General features: G+C 67.4%; 19 protein-coding genes. 9 read left to right on the top strand and 10 right to left on the bottom strand.

What is annotated here, in order from left to right; translation table 11 throughout:
• Positions 1–12: 12 nt before the first annotated feature.
• The 3 genes from BKA18_RS27730 (at position 13) to BKA18_RS27720 (ending at position 3031) form a co-directional block, all read left to right on the top strand.
• Entirely contained in the window at positions 13–1725 is a 1713-nt protein-coding gene (locus BKA18_RS27730) for a relaxase/mobilization nuclease domain-containing protein (protein ID WP_366046497.1), read from the top strand.
• Positions 1726–1857: 132 nt separating this feature from the next.
• Positions 1858–2259, top strand: coding sequence for a hypothetical protein (locus tag BKA18_RS27725; protein ID WP_366046496.1), 402 nt, complete (start codon positions 1858–1860; stop codon positions 2257–2259).
• 79 nt (positions 2260–2338) lie between these two features.
• Positions 2339–3031, top strand: coding sequence for a hypothetical protein (locus tag BKA18_RS27720; RefSeq protein WP_366046495.1), 693 nt, complete (start codon positions 2339–2341; stop codon positions 3029–3031).
• Positions 3032–3398: 367 nt separating this feature from the next.
• Here the strand turns inward: BKA18_RS27720 and BKA18_RS27715 are convergent, their stop codons facing one another.
• The 4 genes from BKA18_RS27715 to BKA18_RS27700 form a co-directional block, all read right to left on the bottom strand.
• Positions 3399–4154, bottom strand: a complete 756-nt coding sequence (locus BKA18_RS27715) for a transposase (protein WP_366046494.1) — start codon at positions 4152–4154, stop codon at positions 3399–3401.
• A gap of 613 nt (positions 4155–4767) precedes the next feature.
• A complete protein-coding gene (locus BKA18_RS27710; RefSeq protein ID WP_366046493.1) occupies positions 4768–5589 on the bottom strand; it encodes an SPDY domain-containing protein in 822 nt (273 codons plus the stop codon).
• Between the two features lie 17 nt (positions 5590–5606).
• Positions 5607–5852 (bottom strand): hypothetical protein, encoded by a 246-nt coding sequence (locus BKA18_RS27705; RefSeq protein WP_371872453.1) that lies wholly within the window; start codon positions 5850–5852, stop codon positions 5607–5609.
• A 132-nt stretch (positions 5853–5984) separates the two neighbouring features.
• Complete coding sequence (locus BKA18_RS27700) at positions 5985–6338, bottom strand: SPDY domain-containing protein (protein WP_366046492.1); 354 nt, start codon at positions 6336–6338, stop codon at positions 5985–5987.
• 192 nt (positions 6339–6530) lie between these two features.
• On the opposite strand from BKA18_RS27700, the gene BKA18_RS27695 reads away from it, so the two are divergent.
• The gene (locus BKA18_RS27695) at positions 6531–7853 is read left to right on the top strand and encodes a hypothetical protein (RefSeq protein ID WP_366046491.1); all 1323 of its coding nucleotides are present in this window, start codon (positions 6531–6533) and stop codon (positions 7851–7853) included.
• Between the two features lie 204 nt (positions 7854–8057).
• On the opposite strand, the gene BKA18_RS27690 is transcribed toward BKA18_RS27695, so the two are convergent.
• Positions 8058–8585, bottom strand: coding sequence for a hypothetical protein (locus BKA18_RS27690; protein WP_366046490.1), 528 nt, complete (start codon positions 8583–8585; stop codon positions 8058–8060).
• A gap of 580 nt (positions 8586–9165) precedes the next feature.
• Here BKA18_RS27690 and BKA18_RS27685 point away from each other — a divergent pair.
• The 3 genes from BKA18_RS27685 (at position 9166) to BKA18_RS27680 (ending at position 10264) form a co-directional block, all read left to right on the top strand.
• Entirely contained in the window at positions 9166–9312 is a 147-nt protein-coding gene (locus BKA18_RS27685; protein WP_366046489.1) for a hypothetical protein, read from the top strand.
• A gap of 208 nt (positions 9313–9520) precedes the next feature.
• On the top strand, positions 9521–9757 hold the full coding sequence (locus BKA18_RS36605) for a hypothetical protein (RefSeq protein WP_488169144.1): 237 nt from the start codon (positions 9521–9523) through the stop codon (positions 9755–9757).
• Positions 9758–10264, top strand: a complete 507-nt coding sequence (locus BKA18_RS27680) for a DUF6233 domain-containing protein (RefSeq protein ID WP_366046488.1) — start codon at positions 9758–9760, stop codon at positions 10262–10264.
• A 277-nt stretch (positions 10265–10541) separates the two neighbouring features.
• On the opposite strand, the gene BKA18_RS27675 is transcribed toward BKA18_RS27680, so the two are convergent.
• Together BKA18_RS27675 and BKA18_RS27670 are read right to left on the bottom strand one after the other, a co-directional pair.
• Positions 10542–11987 (bottom strand): SIR2 family NAD-dependent protein deacylase, encoded by a 1446-nt coding sequence (locus BKA18_RS27675; RefSeq protein ID WP_366046487.1) that lies wholly within the window; start codon positions 11985–11987, stop codon positions 10542–10544.
• Between the two features lie 439 nt (positions 11988–12426).
• Positions 12427–12630 (bottom strand): hypothetical protein, encoded by a 204-nt coding sequence (locus BKA18_RS27670; protein ID WP_366046486.1) that lies wholly within the window; start codon positions 12628–12630, stop codon positions 12427–12429.
• A gap of 246 nt (positions 12631–12876) precedes the next feature.
• On the opposite strand from BKA18_RS27670, the gene BKA18_RS27665 reads away from it, so the two are divergent.
• A complete protein-coding gene (locus BKA18_RS27665; RefSeq protein ID WP_366046485.1) occupies positions 12877–13776 on the top strand; it encodes a hypothetical protein in 900 nt (299 codons plus the stop codon).
• A gap of 123 nt (positions 13777–13899) precedes the next feature.
• Complete coding sequence (locus BKA18_RS27660; protein ID WP_366046484.1) at positions 13900–14112, top strand: hypothetical protein; 213 nt, start codon at positions 13900–13902, stop codon at positions 14110–14112.
• A 306-nt stretch (positions 14113–14418) separates the two neighbouring features.
• Here BKA18_RS27660 and BKA18_RS27655 read toward each other — a convergent pair whose 3' ends face one another.
• The 3 genes from BKA18_RS27655 to BKA18_RS27645 form a co-directional block, all read right to left on the bottom strand.
• On the bottom strand, positions 14419–14643 hold the full coding sequence (locus BKA18_RS27655) for a hypothetical protein (RefSeq protein WP_366046483.1): 225 nt from the start codon (positions 14641–14643) through the stop codon (positions 14419–14421).
• A 99-nt stretch (positions 14644–14742) separates the two neighbouring features.
• Complete coding sequence (locus BKA18_RS27650; RefSeq protein ID WP_366046482.1) at positions 14743–15894, bottom strand: hypothetical protein; 1152 nt, start codon at positions 15892–15894, stop codon at positions 14743–14745.
• Positions 15895–16010: 116 nt separating this feature from the next.
• Positions 16011–16838 (bottom strand): SPDY domain-containing protein, encoded by an 828-nt coding sequence (locus BKA18_RS27645; RefSeq protein WP_366046480.1) that lies wholly within the window; start codon positions 16836–16838, stop codon positions 16011–16013.
• Positions 16839–16841 lie beyond the last annotated feature (3 nt).

Raw genomic sequence — 16841 nt, 5'->3', positions numbered from 1 at the left:
GAGGACAGCAGCATGATTCCCCGGATTCAAAAGCGTGGGCAGCGCACCATCGGTCTCCTCTACTACCTGTACGGGCCGGGCAAGTTCGAGGAGCACATCGACCCGCACCTGGTGGCCTCCTGGGACCACCTCGCACCCGACCCCGGACGGGATGACGCTGCCACCCTCAAGCAGCTCCAACAGCTCCTGGATCAACCGGTCGAGAACATCGACGAGGCGGAACGACCAAAGCGCCATGTGTGGCACCTGTCCGTCCGCAACGGGCCCGACGACCGGATCCTGAGCGACGAGGAGTGGGGCGACGTCGCCCGCCGCATGGTCGCCGCCGCGGGCATCGACGACCCGGAGCAGGTCGCGGGATGCCGGTGGGCGGCCGTCCGCCATGCCGACAACCACATCCACATCGTCGCCACCCTCGTACGCGAGGACGGCTACCGCCCCGACCTCAACAACGACGCCATCCGCGTCCAGGACGAAGCCCGCGCCTTGGAAGCCGAGTTGGGCCTGCGCCGCCTCAACAAGGGCGACGGCACCGGAGCGAAGCGCCCCACCAGCGCCGAGCGCCACAAGGCCGAGCGGCAGGGCCGCGAGCGCACGGCGCGGGAAGAGCTGCGCGAAACCGTGCGCCGCGCGGTCGCCGGCGCGGCGGGCGAGACGGAGTTCTTCGATCGGCTGGCCGCCGCCGGCCTTCTGATCCGCAAGCGCGTAGCCCCCTCCGGCGACCTGCTCGGTTACAAGGTCGCCCTGCCCGACGACCGCAACAAGGACGACGAGCCCGTGTTCTACCCCGGCGTGCGCCTCGCCCCCGACCTGTCGCTGCCCCGGATCCGGGAACGCTGGTCCGCCGACCGCCCCGACCCGGCTCCCTCGACAGATACTCCCGGCCGCGCGACCCCGGACAACCCCTCTGCCGCGCGTCGCGGGACCGCATCGGCCGCCTGGGCAGCGCTCCCGAGCGTCGAGCAGGGCGACGATGCGGTCGCCGCAGCACACATAGCGGCGACCGGCGAGGTCCTGGACGCGCTCGCGAAGACCTCCGCTGCCCACACCCGCCGTGAACTGCGCGAAGCTGCCTTCGAGTTCGAACGTGCCTCCCGCTCTCACATCCGTGCCGGACGCGGGCACGACCGGGCGCTGCGGCAGGCCGCCCGCGACCTCGTCAACGGCGGCCCCGCCCTCGGCCGGGGTGAAGACGGCGCCACGACCGCGATGGCGATCGACATGCTGGTCTTCCTCATCACCGCCGCCATGCACTGGCACGCCAAGAAGGGCCACGCTCAGCAGGCCGAAGCCGCCCGCCAGGCCGCCGAGCACCTACGCTCTGCCTACCAGGCCGCCGCTGCCCACCCCCTTGGCACGCTCTACCAGCGCGGCAGGCGCCTGGCCAGCCCTCTGGTCCAGCGGCAGACGTCGGTGCTGCGCCAAGCGCTGCCGGAGCTGGCCAAGCAGATCCTGGCCGAGCCCGGCTGGTACGCGCTCGCTGCCACCCTCGCCGACGCCGAAGCCGCCGGCCACGACCCGGCAAGCCTCCTCACCGACGCCGCCGGGCGACGGGAACTCGACACCGCGGGCTCCGTCGCGGACGTCCTCGTGTGGCGGCTGCGCCGGGCCGCGGACCTGCCCGCCGACACCAGTGACACGGCTAACGACACGCACGCAGCGGAGCGCTCGCCACACCCGGCAGGACAGCGGACACCGGGGCGGTCCGGGCACCGGCGCGGATGACCGTGACTGTGGACTTTGTGAATTGAAGCAGGTCAGGGACTTGAGGCACGATCATGAAGCGAGCAGGACACGACGAGGGAGGACACCACGGTGTTTCACCGGATACGCCGCCGCCGTGCGGAGACAAACGAGATGCGGCGCCTGCATGACGAGGCATGGGCGCAGCTGGAGGGCCTGGTGCCCCCGGAGGCCGAACGAATGCCGGCCGAACCAGAGCCCTCCGAGCCGGCGTCGGTCGTGGACGACTTCCTCCCGCCGGAGCTGCGCATCCCGAGCCACGACCAGCTCGACGGCCGGATGATGCCATGGGCCCAGCCGATCGTCCTCGACGAGGATATGATCGCCTGCGCCGAGTGCGGTGCGTACCGGGACTGGCTCATCCTCTCCACCCGCGACCAGATCTGGCTGCGCTGCCGCCAGGGGCACCAGCAGCAGGAGACGCGCCTCGACACGGCCTGGTACAACCGCCATGCTGGCCCCGCGGATGCGACACATGCGACGTTCGAGGACTGCCTGCGGCACCTCGGCCACTGACCCCCACTCCTACGACCCCACCGGGCCCACGAGCCCGTACTGACCACCCGTCACCAAACACCAAGGGGTCAGTTCCACCATGCGCGTTCGCATCGTCGCCGCCCTCGGCCTCACCGCCGCCGCTCTCCTCGCACTGCCCGCCTGCTCGGCCAACAACACCGGGGCCAAGACCGCCACTCCCTCCTCCGCCCGCGACGGTAAGCCGACCAAGGCTGGACACAGTGCGCCGTTGTCGTCGACCGCACTGAAGACGCGCCTGCTCGACGAGAGCGACCTCGGTAGCGGCTACGCCCGCCAGGCCGACCGTCCCACCCAGCACGACGACGTCTCCGTTCTCGGCTGTCCCGCCTTGAACGACATGGGCGGTGATGCGGCCATGGGCGGCTCGCTCGACTTCCCGCACAAGGCGAAGGCCACCTTCACCTACACAGCCAGCAGCAACTCGGGGGTCTCCGAGGAGCTGTACAGCGACACCGCGGGGAAGCTCTCGACCGGCACCGGCCGGATCTTCGAGGCCATGACCGGCTGCCCGCAGTACCAGGTCCTCGTCGGCAGCACCAAGGTCGACGTGACGACGCAGAGGATGACCGCGCCCCAGCTCGGTGACGAGCGCTGGAGTCAGCTCCTCACCTTTTCCGCCGATGGGCGCGACACCGTGGTGAAGCAGACCGCGATCCGTGACGGCAGCGTGCTGGTCATCGTCTCCGGCTCGCCGGCCCTCGTCGACCAGCACCTCGACGAGGCCCTCGCCAAGGCGGTAGCAACCCGCTGAAGTGCCGTATGCCGGTGCCCTCGACTGCATGGTCGGGGGCACCGGCGCGTCACCAGGGCACCTGGACGGACATGCTGTCGCCCCGATGACCTTGCCCGGGTAAGTGGCCCAAAACTCGCAAGCCCGGCCACCCCTCTCGGGGTGGCCGGGCTTGCGAGCGTCTGATCGGGCGGTGAGCGGACAGCATGGGGGGGGTTGTGAGGCGGGCGGGGTCCGTGGGCGCCATTCCCACGTGGGGGCTCAAGGCCCGGGGATGTCTTCGGGCGTACCACGGTCCGCCCGCCTCTCCCGCTCCGGCCGAGGGCGGGGGCCTTCACCACCGTACGGTGAACGCCTCCGCTCTCGGACCGAGCGCGCCGAGGGCCGGTCACCGTGGGCGGGGCCGGCCGAGTACGTGGCGGTAGACCGTCTGCGTGCTCACCCCGAGGGCCCATGCCGTGGCAGTGACGGTGGCGCCGGGGGCGGCGAGCATTTCACGGGCGCGCACGATCTCCATGTCGTCCAGCGGCTTCTCCCGTTGGAGGGTGGGAGCATCGGCTGCTGCCGGGTCGTAGCCGAACGCGACGGCGTCGTCGTACGGCACGCCAGAGGCCATGCAGTGGTAGAGGCACAGAAGGATCTTGCGCCCCAGCTTTCTCAGCGCCGTGGCGTGTGCATCGCCAGCCGTGCGACGCCGGCGGTAGTACGCCTGCGCGCCCGGCGAGTGACTGACCATGGAGAAGGCCACCGCGTGAAGAGTGCTCCGCAGGTGTGTCGACGATGCTCGGCGGAAGGCGACCCGCACCGTCTGGCCGGATGCCCAGGTGACGGGGGCCACTCCGGCGTATGCGGCGAGAGAGCGTCCGGTACCGAACCGCTCGACAGGCCGGTCCCCGATTTCCGCCAGGAGGTAGGCGCCGAGGGTCGTACCGACTCCCGGAACGCGGGACACCAACTGGTGATAGCGGTGGGCAGCATAGCGCTGCTCCAGCTCCCCCTGTAGTGCGTCAGTCCGCTGAACGGCCTGGTCGAGGGCAGCGAGGAGGTGTCTGATGCGTACAGCCTCAGCGTCTTCCACGCGAGGGTCGAGCACCATCACCGGGCGGCAGAAGAGCAGGCGGAGCCGCTCGGCCTCGCTCTCCACCGTCCGCTTCCTGCCTGCCGCCGTCAACAGGGCCGCCAGGTGCTTGCGGTCCAGCCGAGCTGCCGCCCGGGGGCCAGGGGCGGCAGCAAGGACGGCTCGCGCCTGGGGACTGCGCAGGCCGCCAACACTGGCCGGCCACGCCGATACGGCCGTCGGCCAGATCCGTACGAGAGCCGCCCGCAACACGTGCAGGGCTTCGGCACGGCTGGCGACGGCCGACCGGTGAGCGTGCGCTACCACCCGAAGTGCCTCTGCTGTGGGGGAGTTCGGGACGATCGCGCGGCATTCCCCCGCACGGGTCATCGAGGCAATCAGCCTCGCAGCCCGAAGCCGCCAAGGACCGGGCGAAGAGAATATGCACGTCCTCGATCCCGGTGACGGTCGCTCTCCACCTGCGGCCCAGCGGCGTCAGGAACTCCCGGTAACAGGCGACCGGGTCCGGGCTGTCGGCGTAGACGATCCGCATCTCCCCAAGGAGGGAGCCGGACCGGTCGAGAACGGCGACGTCCAGCCACCGATCCGACCAATCGCACCCTGCGAACAGCAACTACCTACCTCCACCTGGTGGAAGGAAAATGATGTGTTGAGACGGGGACGGCACGCCGTCCCCGTCTCAGCTGGCCGGGGCCCGCAGGAGTCGCTCGCGCGTACTCTCGGGCAGGACCCGGCGCAGGACTGGTGCGGTCGAGCTGAGCCCGTTGGCGAACACGGCGACAAGGTCCTGCGGCACACTGGCGCCGAAGGATGCGGCCCACAGGATCGGTGCGCCCAGCACGGGCTCGGCCCACGCCTGCCACCCGGCCGGCCCCGCCTCGTCAGCCTGAGCCGTCAGAGCGCGCAGGTCGGCGTCCTGGATGAGAGGCGGCATCTCGCCGAAACTGAGGTGCGAGGCGAAGGTCGGGTCGATCGCTCCCGCGTGGGGCTGATCGATGTCGCGGAGCCAGCCGTGTGCGGTGACCGCATCAAGGACCAACTCGGCGCCGCCGAGCGGGACATCGGGCTGGCCGCGGGCATCGAGCGCGACAACGAAGTCGGCGAGGACTTCCCCCGGGACATCGGGGGTGAAGTAGGCGGACCACTGCGCGAGCGGGCTGCTCGCGTCCGCGCGAGCGGAGATCTGCCAGGCGATCGGCAGGTCCCCCAGGTGGAACGGCTCGTCGGCCAGAACCCATTGGGCCCAGCGGAGAGTGTCGGGGCTGATGTGCAGGACGGTGCTGCGCAGGACCTGGCGGTCCTCCGGTTGATCGTCCGGCTCCTGCCGTCCGCGGACGATCGTCAGGCTCGTCCAGCCGAGGCCGGCGAGCGTGTCGGCGACGGTGTCGTAGAGACGTCCGTCGTCACCGGCCAGGTGCCGGGGACCGACCCAGTACGCGGTCTGGGCCTTGTTCGGGGTGGGCGGGTCGAGCGGGTGCTCGGGGTACAGGGGCGCCTCCAAAGGCTAGGTGTGCGGTTCTACTTGCCGCTGGCGGTACGGCGGGGGCGGCGCGGGGGCGCCTGGACGGGCGACTGCCAAGCCAGCTCGACGGCGACCTCGGGCGGCAGATGACCGAGCTGCGTGTCCGCGTCCCGCCCTTCAGCGAGGTAGACGACGGGCCGTCCGGCCTCGTCCACGGACTGGATTACCTGCGCGAGTCGGTGCGCCATCGGGAAGAACGGGTTCATCGCCTGTCGCACCGGCGCATCTCGATCGCAGGCCATCAGCAGGTCGATGACATCGCCGACGGTCAACTCCGTGTGGTCCACGGACAGCCTCCTTGGATGTGGGTGGCGGACTGTGCCGCCGGGATGAGGAGACCTCGCGTGGAGGACTTCCGATTCGAGCCTTTGGCGTCAACGGCGCCGGGAGGTCTCCAGCACGCGTGCCACGGCGGCGGCGACCACATCGGCCGGCGTCTCCATGTCGAAGGACATCTGGTAGCCGCGGACCTTGGCGGTGCCGGTGACGGCGATCTTCCACCCCTCGCCGTCGTCACCGGGGCGGCCGAGCGGGAAATAGCCGAGGTAGAAGCGGCCGTCCTTGCTGCTCACGTGCACGTCCCCCCGGTCGTCCACGATCAGATTGAAGTCCTCGGCGGAGAACTGGTCCAAGACGAGCGTGGGCTGGCCCGGGCCGTGCTGCCACTCGCGCAGCCGCAGGGCTTCAGGAGTAGTCGAAAAACCGGGGCTGACAGGGGCCACGATCACGAGCAATCACCTCTCTGACCTGGGGTTTTTCGGGAAGATGTCTAAGTTGACATGCCCCTGCGCCCCTTGGCCAGTCTTTCGTGGATCTTTCGCGTCTGCCCCAGGCGAACTGGTGACCACTGTCATCCAATCGAGGCGTGACAACGGGAAAATGCCAGCGCCCTCGTCTGCGGGTCCTTCATGCTGACGGGCATGCACCCTCGTGACGAAGAGATATGGCGGGCGATCGACCAGGGCCTCCGTGCGATCGACTGGGAGGCGTGGTTCGGTTGCCCGGAAGGCGCAAGCTATCTCTCCCCCGCAGGTCACGAGGTGACCGCACGCGCGGTGGCCGGCCTCACCGCGTTTTTCGACAGCCGCTGGCTGCCCAAGGCCGTGACCCCCTCCCCCACCTCTGGCCGAGCCAGCGACACCTTCGTCGGTCTTGGCCGGGCCGCCCCAGTACTCCAGTTCATGAACGAAGCCGACCGGGGAGCGTGGGTGGAGGCGGTGCGGTGGTGGGCCGCATACGCATATCTGGAGGAAGCCGGGGTGCCCGGCCTTCTCTCCGTTAGGCGAGATGCCCGCCGCGACGTCACCCTGTCCCGGTTCCTGCACACCCAGACACAGGCCCGGCTCGCGCTCATGGGGGCGGCCCGCGGACACCCAGTCGAGCTGGAGCCGGCGAAAGCCAGCGGCGGCCCCGGCGACGTCCGTATCGACCGGGTCTTCATCGAGGTCGTCACCTTCGCCGAAGACCAAAAGCTCCAGGACTACGAGAAGTTCCGCCAGAACTGCCGCGTCCACCTCCTCTCCCTGGACATGGACCGCACCATCTACTGGGAGGGCGACTTCCCCGAACTCCTCAACGGCGACGACTTTGAGACGTGGAAGAAGCGAACCCAGGAGGCCGCCCAGGAATGCGCGGCCTCGGGGGCCGCGGTCGACGTCCTCAGCAGCGCCGGGAGGCGGCTGACCGTCCACCCCGGAACGGCTCCCCTGGGCACCACCCTGACCGGGGACACCGTGGAGAGCGACCAGGGCAAGCGGCTCCTGGGCAAGGTGCGAGGCAAGTGCGCCAAGACGCAAGGAGCGGGCACCGCGTGGATCTGGGTGGAGGACCACAGCGGCCTCTTCCACCTCCCGACACCCTTCGCCGGGCTGTCGCTCGCCGCCAAGACCGACGCGCTCGCCGACCTGTTCGGGCCGCTTCTGGAGGAGTACGTCCACGTCGCCGGAATCGTCGTTTCGAACGCGGCCCACCGCCGCCTTCCGCTCCCGCCGGACGAGGACGCGATCCGCCCCGCCGCGCAGGGCTTCCGGCGAGGGCTGCCCCTCGACCGCGTCCGCGAGACGATCATGGTCCCGCGAAGGATCCTTCTGCCCGAGCAGACGAGCCTGATTGCCAGAATGTGCGATGCCGAAGCAGCCGTACTCGACTGGGTCCTGGGGAAGCTCGGTGTTCCCGGGGGTGTGACGTCGCTGCTGGCCGACTCGTCGACACCGCACCAGGTTTCCCCGCTGTGGACGCCGTGAACCGGCCACGACGGAAGAGGCGGAACAACTCCTTCTAACCGGCCTGGTGCCGGACAGAATCGCCTCACCGCGCGGGTACCGCCAGAGGCGCAGGGCGCACCGGTCCGCCGCCGGAGCCACTGGAGGTTCGGACTGGGCGACCGGTGCCCCTCAGGTGCCCCGCGTTGTGACGTGACGGCTCTCTCGTCCACGCCGCAGCGGCAGTCAGGACGTGGCGGCTCTCCAGGCTGCGCCGAGTTCCACGAGCCGCCCCCGCAGTTCGCCGCGCTGCTCCTCCAGGTCCTGCGAGGCGGGCGAGAGGAGATAGATTCCGTCGCGGTACAGGCGAAACCCGATGCGCTCCCGCCCATGGGCGATCTTCGCGGTCACGCGGTCCCACTCGGCGCGGTCTTTGAGGCGGTGGCTGCTGAGGTCGGTGATGCCGGGTGCGCAGGCGATGGCCCGGCAGCCGGGCATGAGCCGGTGGATCGCCTCGGTGGCCAAGATGACGGCCAGGCCATGGCCTCGCCACTGCCGGTCAAGGGTCACCCGGTCCATGACGAGCAGGTCCGCGCCGATGTACTCCAACCTCTCGCTGACCTCTTCGCTGAACGAGCCGGCCTGCTGGTCGAGTAGCACCTGCGCGGTCTCGTACAGGTCCTCGGATTCCTCCTCCATGGCCCAGTAGGCATTCCGCCCGCGGTCGAAATGCACCCGGTAGAAGGTCAGCGCCCCGATCGCAACGTCCTCCACGGTGCACGAGGGACAGTCCGCCTGGACGCAATCACCGGTCGCCGCCGGGTCCTCACCGCCGTGATGCGTACGGCGCCGGGGTGGAGGACAGCCACTTCCCACCGCTCCAGCGTGTCTGCCTGCGGGGTGTCGCAGAGTCCGTCGTCGTAGGAGATGCGCAGGTGCAGCTCGGAGGGGTCGCCGGGCAGCGCGGAGGACTCGTTCACTGCGGCAGCCTAGCGCGGCAAAGACGGCGTGACGGGTCGTCCGCCAGGGCCTAGAGTGCGGCGCCAGAACTACCTGTCGGCCGTAGTGATCGGCGCCGTGGGTCAGGCGCCAGGGTGATGGCACTCCAGCCGCCGGCGCTCCGCGGCAGGTGGGTCCGAGGGCGTTGCACATTGCGTGCTCACCAGCACACAGCTCCGGAATAATGTGACGTCCACCACAGCGAAATCGGGGCAATTAGAAGGCCCCCACAGGGCGGCGAAACCTCTCAACGCGCCTGACCAGCAAGCCTCTTGACGTTGACGCATATAACTTAACCCGGCGCCCTTAAATGGGTAAATTAGTGACAAAGCAGACTCTAGTACGGTCTTGCCGCATGGGACTCAATCTGCAGTTCGCGACCTCCTCCAGCTCACTCCTAGCCGTGCTGACGGTGCTGTTCGCCGTAGCCCTGGCGCACCCGGACCCACAGATCAGGGCGCGTGCAGAGCGACTGCTGGCGGTGATCTTCCGAGCCCGATAGAACGGCGCGAACGCCAACCTGAGCCGAGGGCCGCTTACCGCCGAGACGTGCACGGCAAGCGCCGCCCCACGACGAAGCCCCCAGAATCTGCGGATTCTGGGGGCTTCGTCGTGGGGCGGCGCCTCGTCGATGGAGCCTTCCGTAGGCAGACCAGCCGCCCCACCTGTACGGATGCGCCATAAATCGAACATGAGATGCAATATCTTGCATGCGACGCCGCTCCATCCCCGAGGACCTTCTCGCCGCGCAATGCGCCTGGGACCGTACGTACCGGGCCCTCGCCGATCCAGCGCGACAAGGGGGGACGACTGTGCTGCGGCGGCGCCTGCTGAAGCTGTCAGTGCAGGTGTGGTGGCACCCACACTGGTCGTCGCGCGATGCGGGATGCGGCGAGCGGGTAACTCTGTGCGGATGGGCGAGGCAGCTGGAGTCCGGAGCGCCGTAGATGGGCAGCAACGCCAAGGACCAGCCGCCGGCCAGAACCCGGTCGGCCGAGATCTCCCTGACCTTGCCTGACGGGCAGACCGTACGCGTGCGCCTTCACGAGCGGCGTGAGACACGGGGGCCCCACCCGTGGCGCTATCTCATCGGGGTGCCGTCCTGGGTAGCAACACCAGCTGGTGTGGAGGCAGCGGAATACAGGGTCTGGGTCACAGCCGACCCGCTCCAGCCGATCGAGGGAGTGGACTTGTCCTCCGTTCCGACGCACCGGCTCCCGGCAGAACTCCCCCCGCCCACACCGTCGGGATGGGTAGTACGGCCAGATCCCGAGCGGCGGGGCGGAACGGTCGTGCACGCCGCCGGCTGCCGGAAGTCGGGCGGCGGGGGGACGGAGCTGGACGCGATGGAAGCGCTCGACGCGCTGATGCGGCCAGGTGCGCGAGCCTGCCACGACTGCGACGCCGCCGCGATACTCATGCCCGCGCTGGAACTCGGAAAGGGGTACGGCTAGCTCGCTGGCCACCGCCCCTCACCCACAAGCGAGACCCCGCAACTGACCGATGTCCGCTTCTTCGCGACGGCCAACGCCTGGCCAGCCCGGTTGCAAGCTTCAGCCCGTCCTCGCCGGAGCAGCGCCTTCCTGGGCGACATTCACGGATGGCATCGATGCTGGTCAGTCGGGCTCCGGAATGCGATCACTCTCAGAGGTGGCATGGAGGCATGGCCGCCATCACGAGACTCCACATCACCTTCGGGCTGGTATCTTCTCTGAACTAATCTCAACGCCGCTATGTTTCGGTGGAGGTTTGGCTTAGGTCGAGCCGCTTCTTTACCACGTCATACAACGCCGCCGCAGCTGTCTTGAGCTCAGCAGGCTCCACGAGAAGGTTTTGCATCAAATCATGGCGCAAGCGAACTGCTTGCATCACGAGAGTATACTCTTTATCGCCGAAATGCCGACGAAGATGAGCTATCGGGCCCCCCATTGAGACAACCGACGGCAGTTCCTCCGGCTGTTTGTCACGCATCTCCCTTTCCAGTAGAGCCAGACATGTCAATAGGAGTCGGTCATTCTGATCGGATCGCGCCAGGACGTTCAACTGTTCATCCAATTCGACCGGCCCTGGCATTGAGGCTCGGGCAATTTCAGCGATCCTTTCCTGTAGCGGCCTGATGAATGATTCTTCCCAGATCTCCATCTCCCGTGGGCGCTCTGTGCGTTCTGTGTCTGGCTCCGAAATCTCAGCAATTCCGGGTTTATTTGGTGCAGATACCTTCAATACCGAATTCTTGCGGCCGCGACGACTCTCAATATAGTCGAGCGGTAGAGATCCTCGGCCCTCGTCGTATACCACGACAGCCGCCCTTTGGATGGCCATGTCTATTGCCATGGGTTTCATTGCAGTGTCCTGGGCGCGCACATCGTCGATCCCCAGAGTCAACAGCCCTGCTTGTCGCGCGACTGGGAATACGTAGTCACGGTAGAGGCTAAGCAGGGGCCGACTCGCGACAAACAGCGCAAGCTGCGGAGCAATCGGAGGACGCCGGAGTTCGGCAGTAGTGGCGTCGGTCCGTGCCTTGAGCTGAGATGTGATCTCATCCTCCCAGGCATTTCTAAGTTCTCCAAAGAAGTCTTCTAGTACCTGTGAAGGATCTGCTTCCGAGTGCCTGTTCAAGACGATGGCTTTGATTCCCCGGCGGAGGAACTTTGGTGCTTCGTCATGGGGGTCGGTCGGGAGGATGGCCCAGGCGGGACGGACCATTCTCCCAAGGCGTTCACGAAGCAGCGAGAGGATCTCGCGCAAGTCTGGATCGTCCAGGCTGTAGCCAATGAATACAGGCTCTCGGGTGAGCAAGTACCACGAAAGATAGGTTGCCAGTAGGGGGTGGCGGCGGACGAATCCGTCGTAGTCCTCCTCCGTTGCGATGAGCTGATCAGGATGATTCAAGTCGCCGTGGAACTTCAAAAGGTAGGTGGCATCGGAGGGGCGTTGCACCGACAGTTGTGATTCACCAATGAGGGGGGTATAAGGTCGACGCTGCTCCATATATCCTTTCTCGAGTAGAAAGTCGAAATTCGTGGTGACCACGATATCGAAAGGAAGCTGCGCGAAGGCTTGGTGCACCTTTCCCGGCGTGACATCATCCACCAAGAGAAGTTCGTGTAGCCGCTCAATCAGCTTTGCGCGGCCGTAAAGATCAGCATAGGAACTGACGGGCTCGATGGCGCTCATGAACGTCTTTTGGGCGTGTGTGCCCGCGCGCTCCAACTCACTCCCAAGCTCCTCGCCCAACTGCGTCCAATTGGGAGGATGTCGCCCATCCTCCGTGTCCGCATTGAGGCTCATGCCTGCACCGATAATCGGTAACCAGCGCCCACTGACCAAGGCTCGTAGCAAACCACCGGGAAGTCTATTCACGTATTTCCCGAGACCTCTACCATCGGTCGACGCGGTCATGAGTTCTCCGGTTTCTTAAATACCTGCCATTTTTCGTCTCGGCTATGAAGTCTAATTCGTAATCGACAAGGCCGCAGAAGTTGCTAGGCCATGTGGGCGAGATGCTGGCGTTGTACTGCGCTAACTGCCGACATCCGGGGAAGACGGTGCAATATGGCTTTGATCAACTCTTTTGGTTCGGGTCGAGCAGTGGGCCGTCGCGGGATGGACAGCATCACGGGCTTCTGGGAGTCGTTGGGGGGTGAGTTGCAATCAGACCGATGTGGACCACCGCTGGCCTGCTCTCTTGCTGGGCATCGAGCTGGGCAAGTTTGTCCTGGGCGCCGGCGAGGCTGACCTTGAGGCCCTCGACCTCGCCGAGCCAGCCTTCCCCCTCGGCCTCGGAGATGCGGGCGATCAGGTTGTCGCGGATCTCCACGAGCCGACCCCGCTGGGCAGGATCGGGGCGCAGGAGGGACAGCGGACGCAGGCTTATCCGAACTAGCCCAGCACCGCCCTAAACCGGCTGACTCCCTTCTCCACCACGGAAAGTAGTGGTGGAGAAGTTGGAGAGCTGAGTGTCGTCGGGCGTGCCGGCGCTCTCCTCCGATGGATCCTCCACGTACAGAGAGCGATGTACCTGAAACGTCGTCACCGACACGGTTCAGGCTCTTAACCTGGCCCGATGGATACAGCTGTCGAGATAGTCAGCGCCCGGACGCGCCGGCTCTTCTGGGAGCTCAGCTCCATCATCGAGCTGAGTCCCCTGCGAGCATGCTGGACAGGTGAGGGCTTCTCTCCCGTGGAGGCCGCGCAGACTCGCTCGGGTGGAGCCCGCAAGCAGGTCTTCAGCTCCTTCGCCGAAGGCGTTGACTGGACCGACGAGGGGCAGGTACAACGGGCCCTGCGCGCGTTCGAGGGCATGCTGGATGAGTGCACCGGCTCCTACGGCTGGGACGGGACGCTGGCGAAGGTCACAGCCGCGCTGGCCCGGGACGGCTACCAGGTCAGCCCGACCCTCCAGATCCTGCCGGTCGGCGAATGGCGGCCCGAGGTGGCGCGGCACGACGCCAGGGCGTACGCGGAATCCCTCAGGCTTCTGCGGGGTGCCCGCAACGCGATGGAGCGGTTGGGCCTCCTGACCTCCGACATGCCTGAGGAGCGGCTGCGAGACGTGCTGCTCGTCGCCCTCAACGCCTACTTTGAAGGGCAGTCCACGGGCGAGACCCTGAACGGCAAGGGCAAGACGGACATCCTGATCCGAGTCGGAGACCGCAACGTGTCGATCTCCGAGTGCAAGTTCTACACCGGGCCGAAGTCGGTCACCGACGCGCTGGACCAGCTGCTCAGGTACACGGACAACGGCGGCCGCCGGACGTCTCTGCTGATGTTCTACCGGGAGAAGGACCCGGATGCCCGGATCACCGACACTATCGCCGCGATCCGTTCCCACCCGCAGTGCGAGTCCTTCGACTCCAGCAGAGCTGACGAGGACCGGCAGTGGGGTTTCTTTGTCCGGGGCAGCGGAGATCCGGGCAGTGCTCCCCGTGCCGAGGTGGCGTTCATCCCCTTCGTCATCGCCTGACCCCTACCAGGACTTCAAGATCATCCCGTGGCGGCTTTTGGCCTCACCTTGGCTGGACCCCTACGGAACGATGTGATGGCCCCGGCAAGGGTCGGGGCCACCCAGACGAGGAGAACGACGACGATGAACCTGTTGAAGCTGCTGTTCAAGGCGATCACGTCCAACCGCGAGCCCGACGCCCTGCCCCGCTCGAAGGTCTACCACTCGCGCTGCGACACGTGTGGCGACAGGTATGTCGGCTCCGGACGGCAGCATGTCGGGAACGTCGCCGCTTCGCACCGGCGGCGGATGGGTGGCAAGTGCCGGACGCCGAAGGTGTACCCCTCCGAGGTGTGACGGCGCCGGGCGGCGGACGAGTTCGTCGAACAGATCGACCTGATCATCCCTACCGGCAAGCGCAAGGGCCAGAACCCCGGCCTGGCCAGCATCTACCGGGCGCTCGCCGAACACGAGAAGCGCCAGGCGTACCCGGCAACCGCCGAAGCAGCACAGGCCGCCTTCGCCGCCCTCCGGACCGGCTGACAGTGAATCGACCTTCAAGATCATCTCATAGCCCGTTTTGCACGTACCTTGGCTGGACCCGTGGTAGGCGCACAGCCTGTCGCGCGGCTACCACCGGCGGACCAGGTTCATGGATGGCCGTCACTCCTCCCTGACAGGGGTGAGTCTGCCGGCGGTGGTGCGTAAGTCGGGCATGCCCAGGTGGACGGTGGACGGTTGCGCTGCACGCTCGCGCATGGCCTCCAGCTTCTGCGCTGCGGCGGCCATGGTGGTCTCGATGGCGGCCACCTCGCCAAGCCAGCCCTGGTCCCGGGCCTCCTGGAGGCAGTCGACGAGGTTGGCGTGGATCTCCTGGAGACGTGGCATCTGGGCCGGGTCCACGAGCAGTAGCGGCCGTACGCGGCAGGCCCCGGAAATTAGTTCCGGGGCCTGCTGTTCGAGGCGGTCATTCGGCCATGCGGCGGCTCAACGGGTGCGACTCGCTGTGTGGGAAGCCGGCGGGGTCGGGACCTGGTGAACGGTCCGGCCAGGGCTGCGAGAGGGCGTCGCCGTAGCCCACGCGCCGGGAAACCACACCTGGCTGTACTGCTCGATGGCGCGGCGCAGGCCGTCGAACTCGGCACCCTGCCAGGGCATTTCCCCAGCACGGTGGTACTTATCAAATGTGCCGTGTTGGCTGTAGCCGGGCCGATCGCTCTCGATCCGATCGCGGCGGAGGAAGGTCTCATGGTCGCTGAATGTCAGGACCGTGGCATCGACTTCGCCCGTGTGCGGATGGATGACCTGGACGCGCAGTCCGCCGTAGGTAAACGCACGCATGGTTGGGGAGAACTCGATCCGCAGCCGCCGCGGATCGCCGGGGATGGGCGTCGCGTAGTACGTGTTCCCGACGACGCTGCTGTTGGCGAAGGGTATTCCAAGCTCGGTGAAGAACTCACGGGCGTACAGGGGCATACGGACCTCCAGTTTGCTAGCGATGGTGGCGCCGGGGGGAGGGCGGGAGATGCAGGCGGAGCGGAGCGCGCGCACCCGGGCGGTTGGTGTGGTGGCGTTGTAGTGGGAAACGCGGTCGCGCCTGTGCGGCTTGGGAGGGCCGAGTTCCCTGAGCCTCTCGGGGGCGTCCGCCAGCTCTTCACCGAGCGCGGTGAGCGTGGTGGCGGCCTCCGTGAACCGGTGGTGCAGCTCCGAGCCCTCCTCGCTGCCGGACGCCTGGGCCTGCTCGGCCGCGGCCTTGAAGAACTCGCTGAGCCGCGCCATCACGCCGAAGTCCGGGTGCAGCACCTGATTGGCGTGGTACTCGGCGCGGACATAGCTGTCGGCTCCGAGCATCCGGTCGGTCAGGACCCGTATCTGCGACCCGGCGCTGTGGCTGTCCTGCGGGTCCGCATCGTTAGCTGCCTCGGGCACGCGGAGGGCCGGGTCGAGTTCCACGGTGTAGCCAGCGGCGGTGAGCATTTGCGCCGCCTCACTGGCCATTGCGTTCTCGCGCTGTTCGCCGATGTTCAAAGGCAGGTGATACACGGTCCGGTCGTTCCACGTCGACCGGAGGAAGCCGGCACGCCCGAGCAACTGGACGGCAAGGTCGTCTCCGCCGTCGGCATCGACGATGCCGAACACATCTCTGCTGATCTTGACGTCAGGTGTCTCGGTAATAGGCGGCTCCAGTCAGAAGCGGGGGTCTCAAGGGCTGGTCGGTGTCGGCGGCTCCTCCAAGGTCTGCGGGAACAGCCTCGTCAGCGGCGCGGTCCGGGCAGGGCAGGGCGGCTGGTGGTGGTCCAGCGCGGGACGCTGGAGGTGGGGAGGGCGGCCGGTCGGCTAGGGGCGGCTCTCCGGACTTCCAGCGGGGTCGGTGCCGCAGGCTTGGGCGGTCGTACGGGGGTGAGCTGGGCCAGAGCAGCGAGCTGGGGATCAAGGCCGTGCTTGTAGCGGGGGACGGGGGAAGGGTCGGCCAGCGCGGCGGCAGTGGCCGCGATCAGGTACGACGGGGTGCGGGCGGTGAAGTGTGCTTCCGCACGGGTACCCCAGCCGGGAGGTCCGGCCCACAGAGTCGTTGTCTCGTCGTCCGCGTCATGGCGGCGAACGTCAATGAGGGCTCCCGCCTGCCCGTCGGGGGCGATGATCTCCACTGTGCCTCGTTCGGCAGCTCCGTGCTTCCAACCGGCTGTGAGCAGCGGCCGGATGCTGTCGGACCAGTAGATCGACGGGCGTGCGAGGAAGGGGTCTGTGCTGTCGGCCCAGTCGCGGGCCAGGGCAGTGGTAAGGCCGGCGACGATCTCAGCGGGAATGTTCTGGTTGAAGGTCGCCGTCCAGCGCGGCATGGAGGCAGCGTCCTCGGAAGCGGTGATCTTCCACAGGTCGTGGTCGTCGCCGAACCAGCCGATCCGGATGCGGTGGTCCGGAGAGGTCACGACGAGCTGACACGGGCCATCGTCCAGGTGGTGGTGCGGCCAGGCGGCGACCGGTGCGAAGCCGGGGTCGCCGAATCCGCTGGATCCGGCGAGGTAGCGCGGGGAGACGAAAACGTCACCGTCGAGGGTGGGAGGGTGATCGGGGGGTGCCACGGG

Source organism: Streptomyces auratus, assembly GCF_050433025.1.
GTDB classification, from domain to species: Bacteria; Actinomycetota; Actinomycetes; order Streptomycetales; family Streptomycetaceae; genus Streptomyces; species Streptomyces sioyaensis.
The sequence above is the reverse complement of the archived record's forward strand: the minus strand, read 5'-3'. Positions and strand labels throughout refer to the sequence as shown.